A 16,073-nucleotide genomic window follows, 5' to 3' on the forward strand; every position below is an offset into this window, starting at 1 on the left:
TCAGTAACCGAAAGTGGCTGTTGTGACAGTAATTCCCGGTGTGCCGGCCGCGTCGGCCGCCAAGCCGCAGCGCTCGGTCGAGGTCTACGACTTCAGCCGCCCCACCACCCTGGCCCGCGAGCACAGCCGTGTCCTGGAAATGGCGTTCGAAACCTTCGCCCGCCAGTGGGGCACCCAGCTCACCGCCAAGGTCCGGGTCAAGACCCAGGTCACCTCCGAGCAGGTCCTGATGCAGACCTACGACGACTACGCAGCCTCGCTGCCCTCCACGACCGCGATGGTCCTGTGCACGGTGGACGGGCTGGACGCCAAGGGCGTCATCCAGTTCCCCATCCCGGCCGCGCTGACCCTCGTGGTGAACATGCTCGGCGGGCACAGCGGCCAGCCCGTGCCGGACAGGCCCTTCACGCCGATCGAGCAGGGGCTCGTGCGCCGCCTGATGGAGGACGCGCTGGAGGACCTGCGCTACTCCTTCGGCTCCCTGCTCTCCCGGGCGGTGAGCGTCGGCGCGATCCAGTACAACTCCCAGTTCGCCCAGGCCGCCGCCCCGTCGGACCTGATGATCGTGGCCACCTTCACCGTCACCGTCGGCGAGGCGGCCGCCGATGCGACCATCGCCGTCCCGGCAGAGGTGCTGATGCCGCAGCTGGGCCCGGCCAACAGCACCGCCAGCGCCGCGGACGCGAAGCATCTGATCAGGGAACAGCTCGGCAGCGTCCCGGTCGACGTATCCCTGCAGCTCACGCCGGCCGTCGTGAAGCCGGCAGAGATCCTGAACCTGGCCGTGGGTGACGTGCTGGCGCTGCCGCACCCGACCCACCACCCGTTCGACGTCACCGTGGACGGCCACCGCCTGGCCCAGGCTTCGGCCGGAACCAACGGTTCGCGGCTGGCCGCCGTCATTGTCACCACCGAGGAGAAGACCCGATGAGCACCAACACCGCCCTGCACAACTCCGCCGTCAGCGCGCTCACCGAGCAGCTGCCGACGCCGGTCCCGTTCGGCAGCGCCGTGCTCGCGGACCGGGCCTCCGTGGCCGGCAAGGTCGGCCAGGCCGTCACCGCCACGTTCGTGGGCGCGCTCTCGGCCGATCTCGCCGTCGCCCTGGTCGACACCACGGTGCTCAGCGCGGCCGCCGGGACCGATTCGCCGCTGGTCTCCTCCGCCGACGTGCTGCGCCCCGCGCTGGAGGCGGCGGCCGCCGTGCTCGGCGCCGGCGTGCTGGGCGAGTCCCGCACCGAGGACGCCTTCGCCCTCTTCAACGACCCGGGCACCGTCGTCTTCGAGCTCATCTCGGCCGGGTCGACGGCCGGCTGGTTCGCGTTGCGGATCCGGGAGCAGGGCACCGTCAAGGGGTCCTCGCCGTCCGCGGCGGGGATGTCCTCGCTGGCCTCCGGCAAGCTCAGCCGCATCCACAACGTGGAAATGGCGCTGACGGTCGCGATCGGGCACACCCGGCTCTCGGTGCGGGACGTGCTCGACCTGGAGCCCGGCGGAGTGATCGAACTCGACCGCTCCGCCGGCGCCCCGGCGGACGTGCTGCTCAACGGCCGGCTGATCGCCCACGGCGAGGTCGTTGTCGTCGACCAGGACTACGCGGTGCGCATCACGAAGATCCTCGACGTCGTCGAAGGCGTCGGCTAAATGGATACCTTCCTGCTCGCGGTCCGCGTCCTGCTGTCGCTGGGCGCGGTGGTCGCTGTGCTCTGGATCGTCCAGCGGCGCGTCACCCGGGCCCAGCGCGGCTCACGGCCCGGGGACCCGCTGACCGTCGTCTCCCGGCGCGGGGTCGGCCAGAAGGCGTCCATCGTCGTCGTCGACTCCGGCGGCAAGCGGTTCCTGCTCGGCGTCACCGAACAGTCCGTGAACGTGCTGCACACCGAAGACGCCCCGGCACCGGCCCGGGTGCTCGAAGCGGTGCCCGAGCCCTCCGCCGTCGCGTTCGCCAAGGCGCTGGCGGGAAGGACGACCGTGCGCGAGCGTGCAGGGGAGGGCGGCGACGCCGCAGCCGAGGGCACCCGCGCCGCCCTGCGGCACCGCCCCGCACCCCGGCACGGCTCCCCGGCCGCACCGCTGGACGGATCCATCCTGTCCCCGGCGACCTGGAAGCAGGCGGGCGAGGCGCTGCGGAAGGGACTGCGCGGGTGAAGACGCACGCCCCGCTGCACCGGGCGGCGCACTTCGCCGTCCTGGCGCTGCTGGCCCTGCTCGCCGCCGCCGCGATCCTGCTGCTCACCTCCGCCGCGGGCCACGCGGACCCTCTCGGTCCGACGGCGCCGACCGGCCCGGCCGTTCCCACCGCCCCCGCCACCGCACCCGCCGGCGGACTGAACCTGCAGATCAACGGCGCGGACGGCAAGCCCTCCTCCGCGGTGGTGACCCTGATCGGCATCACGCTGCTCTCGGTGGCGCCCGCGCTGCTGCTGATGCTCACCTCGTTCACCAAGATCTTCGTGGTGCTGGCCATGACCCGCAACGCGCTGGCGCTGCCGAACATCCCGCCGAACCAGGTGCTCGCCGGCCTGGCCCTGTTCCTGACCTTCTTCATCATGGGCCCGGTGCTGGGGGACGTGAACACCCACGCCGTCCAGCCCTACCTGAACGGGCACATCGACTTCAACGCCGCGGTGCAGGCCGCCTCCAAGCCGCTGCAGGCCTTCATGGCCGCGCACACGCGGCAGGAGGACATCGCCCTGATGACCCGCTCGGCGGGCATGCCGAACCCCAAGGACGTGGCGTCGGTCCCGTTGACCACGCTGATCCCGTCGTTCATGATCTCCGAGCTGCGCGCGGCCTTCATCATCGGCTTCGTCATCTTCATCCCGTTCCTCATCATCGACATCGTGGTCTCCTCCGCGCTGATGTCGATGGGCATGATGATGCTCCCGCCGGTGATGGTCTCGCTGCCGTTCAAGATCCTGCTGTTCGTCCTGGTGGACGGCTGGGGCCTGGTGATCACCTCCCTGATTCAGAGCTACAAGGGCGGCTGATGAACACCAACGCGCTCATGGACATCGGCCTGCTGGCCCTCCTCACCGCCGCGAAGCTCGCCGCGCCGGTGCTCATCACGGCCCTCGTGGTCGGGTTCGCCATCTCGCTGATCCAGTCCATTACCCAAATCCAGGAGGTCACGCTCTCCTTCGTGCCCAAGGCCGCCGCCGTCGCGATCGTGCTGCTGATCACCGGCCACTGGATGATCAGCGAAATGGTGGACTTCACGAACGCCCTGTTCCAGAAGATCCCGTCCCTGCTGAGCGGGGCCTGAGCATGAACATCCCCCTGGACCAGGCCTGGTTGGAGGCGGTGATGCTCGCCGGAGTGCGCATGGTGGCCTTCTTGGTCATCGCCCCGCCGTTCTCGCACAACGCCATCCCGCTGCAGATCAAGGGCATCCTCGGGGTCGGCCTGGCGCTGGCTGTTTCCCCGGTGGTCACCCACGGCTACAAGTCGCAGGACCTTGGCGGCTTCGTGCTGTCGCTGATCCTGGAGATTGTGGCCGGCGCCGCGCTGGGCTTCCTCGTCTACCTGGTCTTCGCAGCGGTGCAGTCCGCCGGCTCGCTCATCGACCTGTTCGGCGGGTTCCAGATGGCGCAGGCGTTCGACCCGCAGGGCATGATCAACGGCGCCCAGTTCACGCGCCTGTTCCAGATGACCGCGCTGGTGCTGCTCTTCGCCTCCGACGGGTACCAGCTGGTCCTCGGCGGCCTCACCCGGACCTTCACGGCCCTGCCGCTCGGCGGCGGCCTGGACCTCACCGTGCCGGCGCACACCATGGTCAGCGCGGTGACGGGCATGTTCCTGGCCTCGATCCAGATCGCCGGACCGCTGCTGGTGGTGCTCTTCCTCGCCGACGTCGGGCTGGGCCTGCTCACCCGTGTCGCCCCCGCGCTGAACGCCTTCCAGCTGGGCTTCCCGCTGAAGATCATGCTCACCCTCGCCCTCGGCGGGATTGCCTTCACCGCCCTGCCGCGGGTGGTGGCGTCCCTCGCCGAACAGGCGGGCGCGCTGCTGACGGGGGTGCGCTGATGGCCGACTCACAGGAACGGACCGAAGCCGGCACCCAGAAGCGGATGAAGGACGTCCGTGCGAAGGGTGAGCTCAGCAAGTCCCAGGATGTCACTGCGTGGCTGGGCGTCGGGGCTGCCGCCCTGATGCTGCCATCCACGATCGCCTCCGCGTCCTCGGCGGCCACGGACCAGCTGCTCACCGTCCGCTCCGTGATCGCCAACCCGGACCCTGCCCGCGCGCTGCAGGCGCTCGCCACCGGGCTGGGATCCCTGGCCGGGACGGTGGCGCCGCTGCTGGCCGTGGTGGCCCTGGCCGTGGTGGGCGGCTCGGCGATCCAGGGCGACATCCACCCCAAGAAATTCAAAGGCCACTTCGAACAGTTCAACCTGCTCACCGGGGTCAAGCGCACCTTCGGCACCCAGGCCCTGTGGCAGGGCGCGAAGTCGCTGCTGAAGACCGGGGTGGTGGCGCTGGTGCTCTACTCGGTGATCCAGGGCCTGATGCCGGTGCTCCTCGGCGGCGGGAGCCTTCCGGTGTCCTCCCTGCTGGCCGAAGCCGGCGGGGGAGTGTCCTCGCTCGTGCAGTTCGCGGTGTTCGCCGGACTCGGCCTCGCTGCTGTGGATGTCTTCGTCGTCATCCGCCGCAACCGGAAGAAGACCCGGATGACGAAGAAGGAAGTCAAGGACGAGTCCAAGAACACCGAGGGTGATCCGCTGATCAAGTCCCAGCGCCGCTCCCGGCAGCTGGCGATGAGCCGGAACAGGATGATTGCCGCCGTCGCCGGCGCCGACGTCGTGCTGCTGAACCCGACGCACCTGGCCGTCGCACTGAAATACGAGCCGGGAAAGTCCGCGCCCCGCGTGGTGGCCAAGGGCGCCGGCACGATCGCGGCGCGCATCCGCGAGGAAGCGGACGCCAAGGGCGTGCCGATGGTGCGCGACGTCCCGCTCGCCCGGGCGCTGCACGCCGCCTGCGAGATCGGCCAGGAGATCCCCGTCGAGCTCTACACGGCGGTGGCCCGTGTGCTGGCCTTCGTGATCGCGCTGACGTCCCGCGGCCGCCGCACCAAGCGCGTTGAAACCATGCCCACCTCCTTCCTGAACTCCGAGGCAGCCTAGTGAACCGCAACCTCTCCAAGCTGGCCGTACCCGTCGGCGTCGTCGGCATCCTCCTGCTGCTGATCGTGCCGATCCCGGCGCCGCTGCTGGACGTGCTGATCATCATCAACATCCTGCTGGCCCTGGTCACGCTGCTGACCACGATGTTCGTGCAGAAGCCGCTGGACTTCTCGGTGTTCCCGTCGCTGCTGCTCATCGCGACTCTCTTCCGCCTCGGGCTCAACGTCGCCTCCACCCGCCTGGTGCTGGGCCAGGCGCACGCGGGCGCCGTCATCAACGCATTCGGACAGGTGGCGGTGAGCGGGTCGCTGATCATCGGTGCGGTGATCTTCCTGATCCTGGTGGTGATCCAGTTCGTCGTCGTCACCAAGGGCGCGGAGCGCGTCGCCGAAGTCGGGGCCCGGTTCACTCTGGACGCGATGCCGGGCAAGCAGATGGCCATCGATGCGGACCTGAATGCCGGCCTGATCACCGACACGCAGGCCAAGGAGCGGCGTGCCGAGGTCTCCTCGGAGGCGGACTTCTACGGCGCGATGGACGGTGCCTCGAAGTTCGTCAAGGGCGACGCGATCGCCGGCATCGTCATCATCGCGATCAACATCGTGGGCGGCATCGGCATCGGGATGCTCCAGCGCGGGCTCTCGATCACCGACGCGCTGAACACCTACAGCATCCTCACGATCGGCGACGGCCTGGTCACCCAGATCCCGGCGCTGCTGATGGCCGTTTCCACCGGCATGATCGTCACCCGCTCCAACGCCTCCTCGGACATGGGCACGACGGCGTCCGCGCAGCTGTCCCAGTCCCGCACCGCGCTGCTGATCGCCGGCATCGCCGCCATCGTGATGGCGATGATCCCGGGCATGCCCCCGCTGCCGTTCATCCTGATCGGCATCGGCCTGATCATCGCCTCCCGCCGGATCAAGGCCACCGAAGCCAAAGCCGTGGCCGACGCGGCCGCCGTGCCGGCGCCGGAGCGGGACCCGGTGGAGGAGCTGATGGAGCAGATGCGGGTGCACGCCCTGGAGATCCAGCTGGCGCCGGACCTGGTGGACATCGTCTCCGACGCCGCCGACGACCTGCTGGGACGGGTGCGGTCGCTGCGGCACAAGATCGCCATGGAACTCGGCGTCGTGATCCCGCCGGTGCGCACGCGCGACAGCATCGAGCTGCCGGCGTCCACCTACGCGATCCGGATCGCCGGAGTGGAGGCGGGCCGCGGCACCGCGCCCGCAGGCAAGGTGCTGGCGCTGGGCGGATCGCTGGAGACGCTGCCCGGCACGCCCACGGTGGAGCCGGTGTTCGGCCTGGCCGGCAAGTGGATCCCGGCGGAGATGCGGCACAGCGCCGAGATCACCGGTGCCACCGTCATTGACCGCGTCTCGGTGCTCATCACCCACCTGTCCAGCATCGTCACCGACAACGCCTCGCGGCTGCTCACCCGCGAGGATGTCAGGGTACTCACGGACGGCGTCAAGGAGCTCAGTCCCTCCGCCGTCGAGGAACTCATTCCCGGCGTGCTCACCCTCGCCGAGGTGCAGCGGGTCCTCCAGGGCCTGCTCGCCGAACAGGTTCCGATCAACGACTTGCCGCGCATCTACGAGGCGCTAACCCTGCGCGGGAAGGTCTCGACCGATCCGGAGGGCCTGATCGAGGCGGCCCGCGCGGCGCTTGGACCGGCCCTGGCGGTCCGTCATCTGGACGGGGAGAACCTGAACATCATCATGATCGACCCGCTGCTGGAGCAGTCAATGCTCGAGGGGCTGCGGCCGGGGGAAAGCGGCACCCAGATCGTCATGGACGCGACGCGGATCGAAGCAGTGCTGTCCTCGCTCAAGGAGGCGGTGGCGACGGCGGAGACCGCCGGCCGCAATGCTGTCCTGGTCTGCGCTCCGGCGCTGCGGCCTGCCATCCGGCGGCTCGTGTCCGCCCAGACCGGGGGCCTGCCGGTGCTCTCCTACCAGGAAGCGACAGCAGCCAATGTGCCGATCGAGACGGTAGGAGTAGTGCGAAGTGCCGACCAGATTTCAGCTTAGGGGCGAGACGCTCGAAGGCCTCGAATGGAAGGTCTTCAACGACTACCCGAGCGGGTCGCGCATCGTGGCGGCGGAGAAAGTCACCGAGGGCGGCATCGCCGGTTTCCTTGCGCGCCATTTCTTTGAGATCACTGTTGAAATCCCGGACACCCCGGCACCCCGGCAGGCGACCGGTACGCAGGAGTCCGGTGCGCAGCAGCCCGACACCCGCCGCGGGCGGCGCTCGGCAGCGCACCGGATCCCGGACCGGGCCGGGGTGGCCGCCCTGCTGCGGGAGGCCGACGACGCCGAGGCAGCGATGCACGAGGTGTCCCGCCCGAAGGTCTCCACGGAGTCCGGCGACTTCGCGGCCGTGCTGGACAGCCTGACCAGCACCACCCGACAGGACCCGGCACCCGCGGGAGCGGTCCCGGTGCCGCTCGGCGCGGCCGGCGACGCCGTCATGGTGGTGGGCATCGGTGCGGACGCCCTGGCGACTGCGCGCAGCATGGCGGATGCCCGCGGGTCCGCCGCAGTGTGCACCGCCGGGTCCTACCGGGTACCGGGCGTCGAGCACCTGGTCAGCCGCACGGGGCTGACCGCTGCCCGCGCGGCGGGCGTGCTCTCCGGGGAACCGGTCTTCGTGGCGTTCGGCCTGGCCGCCGACGGCGGCCTGCAGGCCTCCGCGCTGACGGACCTGCAGGCGGACCAGGTATGGCTGGCAGTCGACGCGACCCGCAAGCCGACGGACACGGTCATCTGGGTCCGGAAGGTCGGCTGGGCAGCGCGCGCGGACGCGCTCGCGGTGCTGGGCAGCCAGAACACACTCACGCCGCAGTCGGTCAACGACCTTGACCTGCCCATCGGGTGGGTCGACGGAAGGCCCGCCACCCGGCCCGCGCTCTAGCGAATTTCGAGCAGAATTGCGGCTGCGGCGCGCCGTCTTGAGGAAGGCTTGCCCTTTCAGTCGGTGAATCTTGCGCGCGGCGATGCACTATTCCTCCACGGGAACAATCCCGGGCGACGCAGGGGGAAGCTCATGAACCATCAGGACAGGCACGCCGGCTCCCTGCTGGTGTCCTTCACGCACATCGGCAGCGACTGGAACGTCCCGGACCTGCGGATGCCGTCGTCCGGTCCGCTGGCCGCCCGAACCCGGATCCATGAATTCGTGGCCGGCCGGATGGATGCGAGTCGGTTCACCATCCAGCTCCTCGACGACGGCGGGTTCATTGACCTGGGCACCCACAACGGCGGCTGCTTCAAGGTCCAGCGCAACGATCCGCACCCGGCCAGAACGCGGTGAAGCGCCCTGCGCCGCGGACTTGAGGAACCGCCGGAGAACTTAAGGAAATCCTGCAGACAACTGCAGGCAACCCCGCAGTTGGTTGGACAGAATCGCTGTAGCAGGAAAAACCGGCAGGACGGAAAGGTTCGGGGTAATGACCGCAGTGGAGTTCGAGAACGTGTGCGACAAGGCTTTCTTCATGCTGGAGAAGGCCCAGGAGCGGCTCCGTTCGGACTGGCTCTTCGATGAGACCTGCACCGCCTACGATCCGATCGACGCCGTCGCCGAAGCACGCCGCCACATCGCCGGCGCCAAGGCCGCACTGCTGCGGCTGCAGAATAGCTACTCCGCCCCGGCGCTCGCCGCCTGATCCGGCCAGCACGCTGAAGCCGGAGCACATCCGGCAGGTCGACAAACAAAGAAGTTGAAAACGAATGGGGAGGACCGGCGGTCCTCCCCAAAAAAATGCCCGCTTCCGCCGGTTCCTGGCCAGCCAGGTCAGACGCCGGCCTCGATGCGCGCGCAGATCTCCGCGAAATCCGCCGCCCGTGCCGGCTGCGAATACAGGAAGCCCTGCGCGAAGTAGCAGCGCCGGCGCTTGAGCCACTCGGCCTGCTGAACGGTCTCGACGCCCTCGGCGACGACGTCGAGCAGCAGCGACCTGCCGAGCGCAATGATGGTCGCAGGCAGCGGCGCGGTGTCGTCCTCGTGGCCGATCCCGGCGATGAAGCTGCGGTCGATCTTGAGGATGTCTGCCTGCACGCTCGTGATGCGGTCCAGGCTCGAGTATCCGACACCGAAATCGTCAACGGCGATGCGCACCCCGGCGCCCTTGAGCTCCCTGACGGTGCTTCGGAAAGTCTCCGACGCGGCCCCGTACTCACTCTCGAGCACTTCCAGGCGCAGCCGGGAGGGGGGCAACCGGTAGCGCTGCAGGGCTCCAAGCACCATCGTGGTGTAGCCCGGGTCGCGCAGTTCGCGCCCGGAGACGTTGACGCTGACGTAGCGCTGCCGGCCGGCGTCCTCTCCGGCATCCCAGGCGGCAGCCTCCTTGACGGCCTGGTGCATGATCCACCGGCCCAGTTCCTCGATGGAACCTTCCAGTTCCGCCTGCGGAATGAACTCGGACGGCGCGATGGAGCCGCGCAGGCCGTGGTTCCAGCGCACCAGCGCCTCGGCGCCCACCACCGTGGTGGTGCGCACGTCGACGATCGGCTGGTAGACGATGCTGAACTCGTCCCGTTCCAGGGACCGCCGGACGTTCGTCACTGACGCGTAGGCGAGGGCGTGGCTGCGGATCTCGCCGTGGCCGGCGCGGCGGGCCAGGTGCAGCGCGCCCCCGGCGCGGCGCAGGATGTCCTCGCTCCCCTCGGGTGCTTCCAGCATTGTCAGCCCGGCGGTGCACACCATGTTCGGCGCTTCCGTCCTGTTGACCTTCGCCAGCATTGCCGCGACCTGTTCGGTGGACCGGCGCGGGGCCAGCAGGGCGAACTCGGAGCCGCCGAGGTGCGCGAGGACTATTGACGCCGGCAGGGACCGTCTCCAGCGGTCCACGGCGCGGACGAAGTTTTCGCGTCCCTCGGTGCCGCCGTAGCTGGCTGGGTTGCGGCCGGCGGAAGCAAGATCGAGCAGGCCCACGCAGAGCTGCCCGTTCGCAGCATGCCTGAGCATCTGTTCGCCAAGCAGGCGTTCGAACCCCCGCCGGTTGGGCAGCTTCGTCAGGTGGTCCTGCTCGGCCGCAGCCGCCCCCCGGACCAGCCACCACGCGATGAAGGCAACGGACGCGCCGACGCCTGAACGGATCCAGAGCTGGCTGGCCCCCACCCCGGGATTGGACCAGAGCGCCCAGCCGCCCAGGACCAGTGAAATCGCCGGATAGATGACGGCCTGCCGGGCGGGCAGCAGGTAGAACGCGTGAAGGGTTACCACGATGAACAGGGAAGCCATCGGCAGGGCCGCTGAGGCGCTCCCGGCGGCGACGACGCTGGCCAGGATCAGTCCAGAGGCCAGCAACAGGAGCAGGTGGTGGCTCATCCGGTTGAACCGCGACCGCAGGAGTGCGGCGAGCAGGCCGGCGAGGACCGCCGTCAGCGACAGCAGCCGGATGGTGCCGACACTGCGCGCATCAAAAGGACCGGCAGGAAGGAAAGTCGACAGGCCGATGCAGGATCCCCCCAGCACCAGCATGAGGGCGGTGGTCAGGGCCGCGTGTCCGCGGGAGGCATCCAAAGTGCTGGGGTGGAACCCGCGCACGGGCCGGGGCCGCACCAGTTGCAGCGCGCCAAGGCCGGCCTTTTCCGCTTGCCCCCGTGTGCGTGTGCGCGCCGCCAGTGTCTTCATCGGTTCACGGTCACGCCGCGGCCAGTCCTTTCCTAGGGTCCCGGCCCCGCGCCGTGCCCCGGCGGCACACTGCGTGGCCGCGGGGACATAAACCCGCTCCGAATCATATAGGCCGAACAAAGTTTTTCCTGACTTTGCCCCGAACTTGAGGTGAAGCCGCGGAAAGCCTGAAGTGCCACCGGCAGGATCTAAATGAGGAAAGGGGCCTCCAGTTAACGCCCCCGTTCCACCGTCGAATTGCCCGTGGAAAGAAGAATGATGCGCATCACCGCCCCGCCGCTCGTGGATATTCGGGTTATGCGCGGGCTCGAGGCGCACGTCGGCGCCGGCGCCGTGGCGGATTTCGCCGCCAGTTTTGCCGGTTTGTGGGGCCAGCGCTTTCACCGGATCAGCGCCGCCGCAGATGCTGGTGACGCCGAAGGCGGCATGGACGCCCTGCTGAGCCTGCGGGCGGCCAGCCAGATGATCGGTGCGGCGGAACTGGCAAGCCGTGCGGCGGACCTCGAAGATCTGCTCAGCGGCAACAGCGTCCCCGCGGCGCGCGAGAGCCTGTGCCGGCTCCGGCACTGCGGGGACCAAACCCTCGCCCGCCTCCGGGATCTGGCCGGGGGCCGGCAGTGAGCGCCGGGACGGCGTCGGGGACCGTCGGTGCGGCCAGTGCGGTTCCCGTGGAAGGTGCGGTTCCCGGGAAGGGCCGGCGCCGGTTCTACCTCGGGGTGAGCGCCAAGTTGGTGCTCTCCGTGCTGTTCGCGCTGGCCTGGACCGGCGTGTCGGTGTGGATCTCGCTGCCTTGGGTCGCGGACCTGGCACCCCATATTGGTCCGGCGGCCGCCTGGACGGTGGTGGCTTTGGCGGCCTACCTGCCCGGCTTCATCGTGGCGTTGATGACCATGTCCCTGGTCCTCGACCGGCAGCCACCGCTGGCGGTCGAGGACCCGGTGACCGCAATGACCGTCGTCATTGCGGCCCGCAATGAGGAAGCGGGCATCGCGGCCACCGTTCGCGGCGTCGCCGGCGCGCACTACTCCGGTTCCGTGGCCATCATCCTGGCCGACAACGGATCCACGGACGCCACGTCGCAGCGGGCTCTTGAAGCGGCCGCCGACGCCGGTGTGCCGTTGCGGGTGGTGCGCGAGGAGAAGCCCGGCAAGTCCAATGCGCTGAACGCGGCGCTGGCGTACGTCACCACGCCCTACGTGATCACGGTGGACGCGGACACGATCCTGCACCGGGAGGCGCTGCAGCGGCTGATTTCCCGGCTTGAGTCCAGCCTGCCGGACACTGTCGCCGTCGCCGGTTCGGTTCTCGTACGCAACTCGCGCACTAACCTGCTGACCCGCATGCAGGAATGGGACTACTACCTGGGGATCGCCGGGGTGAAGCGCATGCAGGGTCTCTACCAGAGCACGCTGGTGGCCCAGGGGGCGTTCTCCGTATACCGAACAGCAGAGTTGCTTCGCATCGGTGGCTGGCCCGACGCCATTGGTGAGGACATCGTCGTCACCTGGCGCCTGATGGAGGGCGGGAACCGTGTGGTGTTCGAGCCGACGGCCGTGGCCTTCACGGACGCACCGTCGCGGACACGGCATTTCTTCCGCCAGCGCGCGCGGTGGGCCCGGGGGATGTTCGAAGGCATCCGGGCGGTGCCGCCGTGGCGGCAGGCCCGCGGCCTGACGAAGTTCGTGGCCGGACTCGATCTGCTGATACCGCTGCTGGATATCGGATACGTGCTGGTGTGGCTGCCGGGGTTGGCGCTGTTCCTGATCGGAATTCCGGCGGTCGTCTCGGTCTGGACGCTTAGTGTCCTGCCTGTCACCCTCATCGTTTACGGTGCCCTGCGGCATTATCAGTCCCGCAAGGTATTCGGCCCGCTCGGGCTGAGTGTAAGGAAAAACCGGTTCGGTTACCTCGGGTTTTTGCTCGCTTATCAGGCGCTGTGCTCCAGCGCATCGTTAGTCGGATATTCCCAATTTCTGGCCGGAAGCGCCAGGCGCTGGAAATGACGGCCTTCCCTCAGCTATTTACGACATATGCTGGAGGAAATGGCAGCGCACTGCATTTTCAGGGGTTAATAGATGTAGATTTATCGGAAAGCTCCGGTCCACGCCACTCATGCGGACCGGAGGCAACGGACCGGCGTTCACACGGACACGCCGGCATGCTGGGGTGATGTGAGGCGCATGGCGATTACCGAGCTGGCCACGGGCACACCGGGGGAACAGGGAGCGGGCGGCTGCCCGCCGTTGCTGGAAGGGCTCGTCCCGGCCGCCCGGGACAGTGCGCGCATTGCCGTTTCGCGCTCGGCGGACGGGATCGTTGAGGTGACCCTCCCTGCCGGCATCGACATCACCGAGGACCAAGCCATCCAAGCCACCGTGGAAATCTTCGAGCTCACCGCGGGAGCGCCCGCAGCCGTGCTGCTGGACGTGACAGGGGTGGCCTCGATCAGCCGGGATGCCCGGCGCGTCGCTGCGACCATGACGGGTGTTGCCGCTTGCGCGGTGCGGGGCCGCACCGCCGTCGACCGGGTGCTCGGCCACTTCCTCTTCGGCGAGAAGGTCTCCAATTTCCCGGCGCGCTACTTCAGTTCCGACGCCGACGCCCGCGCCTGGCTGAAAGTGCACGTGAGTGCCCGGTAACTCGGTGTCCGACCCCCGGCTGGGCGAACTTCTCGACGGCATCATCCGGCTCGCCGCCGGCGACCTCCGCTGCCGGGTGAAGCCTTCGGCCGCGCGCGATGAGATCGACGCCGTGATCACCGGAATCAACCTTCTCGCCGATGACCTGCAGCTGGTGTACGAGGAACTGGAAGCGAGAGTCGAATCGCGCACGGCGCTGCTGCGGGAGGCCCACCGCGAGATGGAGCGCATGGCCATGACGGACGCCCTAACGTCCCTGGCCAACCGCGCCGCGCTGCTCGCCGCCATCGACCGGGAGCTGGCGGCCGCGGCCGCAGGGGGACCGCCGCCGGCGCTGCTGATGGTCGACCTCGACTCGTTCAAGGGCATCAATGACAGCCATGGCCACGGCGCCGGGGACCAGGTGCTCACCGGCGTCGCTGAACGACTGCGGGAAAGCGCCCGCGAAACGGATGTCGTGGCGCGGCTGGGCGGTGACGAATTCGCCATCCTGATCCCCGGAGCCTCCCTCGCCGGGGCGATGAACGTGGGCGAGCGGATCCTCAACGCCCTGAACGGTGGCCTCAAGGTGGGGCACCGCAACATCGTCTGCCGCGCCAGCATCGGGCTGCGAATGGCCGAACGCGGGCAAAGCGCCCAGGAGCTCCTGCAGGAAGCGGACGTCGCGATGTACGCGGCCAAGGCCGAGGGCAGCGCCAAGGTGAAGGTCTTCGAGCCCTTCATGCTGCACGCCCAGCAGCTGCGCAATATGCTTGCTGTCGAACTGCGGCGGGCCATCAGCGAGGACCAGCTGGTGCTGCACTACCAGCCCATCATTGAACTGGCGACGGGGCGCATCGAAGGGGTGGAGGCGCTGGTGCGTTGGCAGCACCCGGACCGCGGGCTGATCATGCCGGACGAGTTCATCGCCGTGGCGGAGGAAATCGGCGTCGTCGCCGAACTCGGCCGCTGGGTCATCGGCACTGCGTTGGCCCAGCTGAGGGGATGGAAGGACGCGCTTGAGCTCGACGAGAGGTTCTCCGTGCGCATCAATATTTCACCGTTCCAGCTGCAGAGCATTGAATTCGTCGATGACATCTGGAAGGCGCTGCGCAGCGCGGAGATCAAGCCGGCCAACCTCATCCTCGAGCTGACGGAATCGGTGTTCGTCGGCGGCACCGAACTCGACCGTTATTCCATCCTGGGGCTGCGCCAGCTCGGGGTCGGGCTGGAGATCGACGACTTCGGCACCGGGTACTCCTCGATCAGCTACCTGCGGCGCCTGCCTGTCGACAAGGTCAAGATCGACCGGTCGCTGCTGGGCGAACCGGCCCAGGACCCCCAGCAGCGCGCGTTCCTCACGGCCATCCTGCAGCTGGTGCGCGCCTGCCGCCTGGAAGCAGTCTTCGAGGGGATCGAGAACCGCAGCCAGGCGGAGGAGCTGCGGCGCCTGGGCGCGGAGAGCGCCCAAGGCTACTATTTCAGCCGTCCGCTGCCCGCTGAGGGCATCCTGGACCTGCTGGGTCGGAGCCCGGCGGACCAGCACTGGAGCCTTTGACGACACCCGACTGCCGATCCGGGCCCGCGGGCCGGCCGCCGCCGTCAGCTGCGCCGGGTCTGCTCAGGGCTGAGCAGCATGGCCGAGGAACCGGTCACGGCCAGGATCTCCACCGGGGTGAGCCCGGACGCTTCAGCGAGGTCCTGCAGCCGGCTGCCGGAGGTGAGTGCCGCCTGCAGGCAGTCGACCAGCAGCCGCTGGGCCTGGTCGCGCTGGAAGTCGGCGCCTTCCAGCGCCGCGGCAGCGAGCCACACCTCGCGGGCACGGACGTCCGCCGCGCAGAAAGATGGCACCGAAGCAGGGGCGAGCGCCTGATCGCAGGAAGAAGAATAGCCAACGGCGTGGTCCGCGGACGCCGGGTCGTGAAGCAGATCGGTCATGGCCGCACGCTGCGGCGGGAGGAGATGGACACAGTGGTCTCCGATGATTGCGGTGTCCGGCGCCGAGCGGCTTCTTCGCTTGCAACCGGGTTCCCGTTGCCCCGATCGTACGCGCAGAACGGCCATTCTGTCTTGCTGGCCGCCGCGGCTCCTCCGTGCACGGCCGCCGCGGCGGTCCGGTACCGGCTCAGAGCAGGTGCCACAGCTGCCTCCGGCGCAGCTCGGTGGCATGGGCGAGCCGCCACCTGATTTGCCGGACGCAGTGGTCCTTGCTCTTCTCGGCGTCGGGCACCTGCAGCAGCCAGCGCTCCAGGACAGCGATCTCGGCGTCGTACCTGCCCAAGCTGCGGAAGACCTGGGCTGCCTGCCAGGTGATCTGCGCCGGCGGGGGCGCGGGCGCGGCTCCGGCGGAGGCGAGTGAATCCAGTTCCGCGGCCTCCACGCATTCCAGGGCCAGTTCCACGGCTTCGGTCAATAGGCCCTGCTGGCGCAACGCGTCGATCTGGGACGCGTGCCTGGCGTAGTGCCGGCCGCGGACGAGCAGGTGCCGCTCGGTAGTCTCAGCGGTTGCGGCGGCTCCGGGACCCGTCCCGTTGGCTGCCGACGGCTGCGAAAACCGGCGGGAGACGGCGGCCGCCCGCAAGCTGCGCATCCGGTGACCGCGTCCGGTGCCCTTCGCGGCCACTGCCGACGGCCGAATGTCCCGTTCTGCGATACTCATGAATCCCCCTTCGGAGCGCCGCTGCGG

General features: G+C 68.9%; 18 protein-coding genes. 15 read left to right on the forward strand and 3 right to left on the reverse strand.

What is annotated here, in order from left to right; translation table 11 throughout:
• The first annotated feature begins 22 nt into the window (after positions 1 to 22).
• The 11 genes from KIH31_RS18400 (at position 23) to KIH31_RS09395 (ending at position 8,799) form a co-directional block, all read left to right on the forward strand.
• Positions 23 to 931, forward strand: coding sequence for a flagellar motor switch protein FliM (locus tag KIH31_RS18400; RefSeq protein WP_307857601.1), 909 nt, complete (start codon positions 23 to 25; stop codon positions 929 to 931).
• The gene (gene fliN / locus KIH31_RS09350) at positions 928 to 1,644 is read left to right on the forward strand and encodes a flagellar motor switch protein FliN (RefSeq protein WP_214426865.1); all 717 of its coding nucleotides are present in this window, start codon (positions 928 to 930) and stop codon (positions 1,642 to 1,644) included. The genes KIH31_RS18400 and fliN overlap by 4 nt, the downstream gene beginning before the upstream one ends.
• Positions 1,645 to 2,148 carry a flagellar biosynthetic protein FliO gene (locus tag KIH31_RS09355; RefSeq protein ID WP_214426866.1) on the forward strand — a complete coding sequence of 168 codons (504 nt, stop codon included), beginning with the start codon at positions 1,645 to 1,647 and terminating at the stop codon, positions 2,146 to 2,148. It begins immediately after the preceding gene.
• Positions 2,145 to 2,990 (forward strand): flagellar type III secretion system pore protein FliP, encoded by an 846-nt coding sequence (fliP, locus tag KIH31_RS09360; RefSeq protein ID WP_307857602.1) that lies wholly within the window; start codon positions 2,145 to 2,147, stop codon positions 2,988 to 2,990. The genes KIH31_RS09355 and fliP overlap by 4 nt, the downstream gene beginning before the upstream one ends.
• Positions 2,990 to 3,265, forward strand: a complete 276-nt coding sequence (gene fliQ / locus KIH31_RS09365) for a flagellar biosynthesis protein FliQ (protein WP_214426867.1) — start codon at positions 2,990 to 2,992, stop codon at positions 3,263 to 3,265. The genes fliP and fliQ overlap by 1 nt, the downstream gene beginning before the upstream one ends.
• A 2-nt stretch (positions 3,266 to 3,267) precedes the next feature.
• Positions 3,268 to 4,026 carry a flagellar biosynthetic protein FliR gene (locus tag KIH31_RS09370; protein WP_214426868.1) on the forward strand — a complete coding sequence of 253 codons (759 nt, stop codon included), beginning with the start codon at positions 3,268 to 3,270 and terminating at the stop codon, positions 4,024 to 4,026.
• Complete coding sequence (locus KIH31_RS09375; protein WP_214426869.1) at positions 4,026 to 5,126, forward strand: flagellar biosynthesis protein FlhB; 1,101 nt, start codon at positions 4,026 to 4,028, stop codon at positions 5,124 to 5,126. The genes KIH31_RS09370 and KIH31_RS09375 overlap by 1 nt, the downstream gene beginning before the upstream one ends.
• Complete coding sequence (locus KIH31_RS09380) at positions 5,126 to 7,162, forward strand: flagellar biosynthesis protein FlhA (protein WP_214426870.1); 2,037 nt, start codon at positions 5,126 to 5,128, stop codon at positions 7,160 to 7,162. Before KIH31_RS09375 ends, KIH31_RS09380 begins: the two co-directional genes overlap by 1 nt.
• Positions 7,140 to 8,048: a hypothetical protein gene (locus KIH31_RS09385; RefSeq protein WP_214426871.1), complete on the forward strand. Its 909-nt coding sequence runs from the start codon at positions 7,140 to 7,142 to the stop codon at positions 8,046 to 8,048. Before KIH31_RS09380 ends, KIH31_RS09385 begins: the two co-directional genes overlap by 23 nt.
• 132 nt (positions 8,049 to 8,180) lie before the next feature.
• Positions 8,181 to 8,447: a hypothetical protein gene (locus KIH31_RS09390; protein WP_214426872.1), complete on the forward strand. Its 267-nt coding sequence runs from the start codon at positions 8,181 to 8,183 to the stop codon at positions 8,445 to 8,447.
• 136 nt (positions 8,448 to 8,583) lie between these two features.
• A complete protein-coding gene (locus KIH31_RS09395; RefSeq protein ID WP_214426873.1) occupies positions 8,584 to 8,799 on the forward strand; it encodes a hypothetical protein in 216 nt (71 codons plus the stop codon).
• Positions 8,800 to 8,927: 128 nt separating this feature from the next.
• Here the strand turns inward: KIH31_RS09395 and KIH31_RS09400 are convergent, their stop codons facing one another.
• Positions 8,928 to 10,769 carry a bifunctional diguanylate cyclase/phosphodiesterase gene (locus KIH31_RS09400; RefSeq protein ID WP_214426874.1) on the reverse strand — a complete coding sequence of 614 codons (1,842 nt, stop codon included), beginning with the start codon at positions 10,767 to 10,769 and terminating at the stop codon, positions 8,928 to 8,930.
• Positions 10,770 to 11,024: 255 nt separating this feature from the next.
• Between KIH31_RS09400 and KIH31_RS09405 the strand changes: the two genes are divergently transcribed.
• The 4 genes from KIH31_RS09405 (at position 11,025) to KIH31_RS09420 (ending at position 14,945) form a co-directional block, all read left to right on the forward strand.
• On the forward strand, positions 11,025 to 11,390 hold the full coding sequence (locus KIH31_RS09405; RefSeq protein ID WP_214426875.1) for a hypothetical protein: 366 nt from the start codon (positions 11,025 to 11,027) through the stop codon (positions 11,388 to 11,390).
• Positions 11,387 to 12,772, forward strand: coding sequence for a glycosyltransferase (locus KIH31_RS09410; protein ID WP_214426876.1), 1,386 nt, complete (start codon positions 11,387 to 11,389; stop codon positions 12,770 to 12,772). Before KIH31_RS09405 ends, KIH31_RS09410 begins: the two co-directional genes overlap by 4 nt.
• 177 nt (positions 12,773 to 12,949) lie before the next feature.
• Entirely contained in the window at positions 12,950 to 13,408 is a 459-nt protein-coding gene (locus tag KIH31_RS09415) for a hypothetical protein (protein WP_214426877.1), read from the forward strand.
• Positions 13,398 to 14,945, forward strand: a complete 1,548-nt coding sequence (locus KIH31_RS09420; RefSeq protein ID WP_214426878.1) for a bifunctional diguanylate cyclase/phosphodiesterase — start codon at positions 13,398 to 13,400, stop codon at positions 14,943 to 14,945. The genes KIH31_RS09415 and KIH31_RS09420 overlap by 11 nt, the downstream gene beginning before the upstream one ends.
• A 44-nt stretch (positions 14,946 to 14,989) precedes the next feature.
• On the opposite strand, the gene KIH31_RS09425 is transcribed toward KIH31_RS09420, so the two are convergent.
• Entirely contained in the window at positions 14,990 to 15,325 is a 336-nt protein-coding gene (locus KIH31_RS09425) for a hypothetical protein (RefSeq protein WP_214426879.1), read from the reverse strand.
• 187 nt (positions 15,326 to 15,512) lie between these two features.
• On the reverse strand, positions 15,513 to 16,046 hold the full coding sequence (locus KIH31_RS09430) for a hypothetical protein (protein WP_214426880.1): 534 nt from the start codon (positions 16,044 to 16,046) through the stop codon (positions 15,513 to 15,515).
• Positions 16,047 to 16,073 lie beyond the last annotated feature (27 nt).

The sequence above is a fragment of the Paenarthrobacter sp. DKR-5 genome (assembly GCF_018531425.1).
Lineage (GTDB): Bacteria > Actinomycetota > Actinomycetes > Actinomycetales > Micrococcaceae > DKR-5.

Excerpts from the sequence above, each read along its gene's own strand:
- KIH31_RS09400 (WP_214426874.1), bottom strand. The coding sequence starts at position 10,769 with ATGAAGACACTGGCGGCGCGCACACGCACACGGGGGCAAGCGGAAAAG.
- KIH31_RS09355 (WP_214426866.1), top strand. The coding sequence starts at position 1,645 with ATGGATACCTTCCTGCTCGCGGTCCGCGTCCTGCTGTCGCTGGGCGCG.
- fliN (WP_214426865.1), top strand. The coding sequence starts at position 928 with ATGAGCACCAACACCGCCCTGCACAACTCCGCCGTCAGCGCGCTCACC.
- KIH31_RS09370 (WP_214426868.1), top strand. The coding sequence starts at position 3,268 with ATGAACATCCCCCTGGACCAGGCCTGGTTGGAGGCGGTGATGCTCGCC.
- KIH31_RS09375 (WP_214426869.1), top strand. The coding sequence starts at position 4,026 with ATGGCCGACTCACAGGAACGGACCGAAGCCGGCACCCAGAAGCGGATG.
- KIH31_RS09395 (WP_214426873.1), top strand. The coding sequence starts at position 8,584 with ATGACCGCAGTGGAGTTCGAGAACGTGTGCGACAAGGCTTTCTTCATG.
- KIH31_RS09425 (WP_214426879.1), bottom strand. The coding sequence starts at position 15,325 with ATGACCGATCTGCTTCACGACCCGGCGTCCGCGGACCACGCCGTTGGC.
- KIH31_RS09390 (WP_214426872.1), top strand. The coding sequence starts at position 8,181 with ATGAACCATCAGGACAGGCACGCCGGCTCCCTGCTGGTGTCCTTCACG.
- KIH31_RS09415 (WP_214426877.1), top strand. The coding sequence starts at position 12,950 with ATGGCGATTACCGAGCTGGCCACGGGCACACCGGGGGAACAGGGAGCG.
- KIH31_RS09430 (WP_214426880.1), bottom strand. The coding sequence starts at position 16,046 with ATGAGTATCGCAGAACGGGACATTCGGCCGTCGGCAGTGGCCGCGAAG.
- fliQ (WP_214426867.1), top strand. The coding sequence starts at position 2,990 with ATGAACACCAACGCGCTCATGGACATCGGCCTGCTGGCCCTCCTCACC.
- KIH31_RS09405 (WP_214426875.1), top strand. The coding sequence starts at position 11,025 with ATGATGCGCATCACCGCCCCGCCGCTCGTGGATATTCGGGTTATGCGC.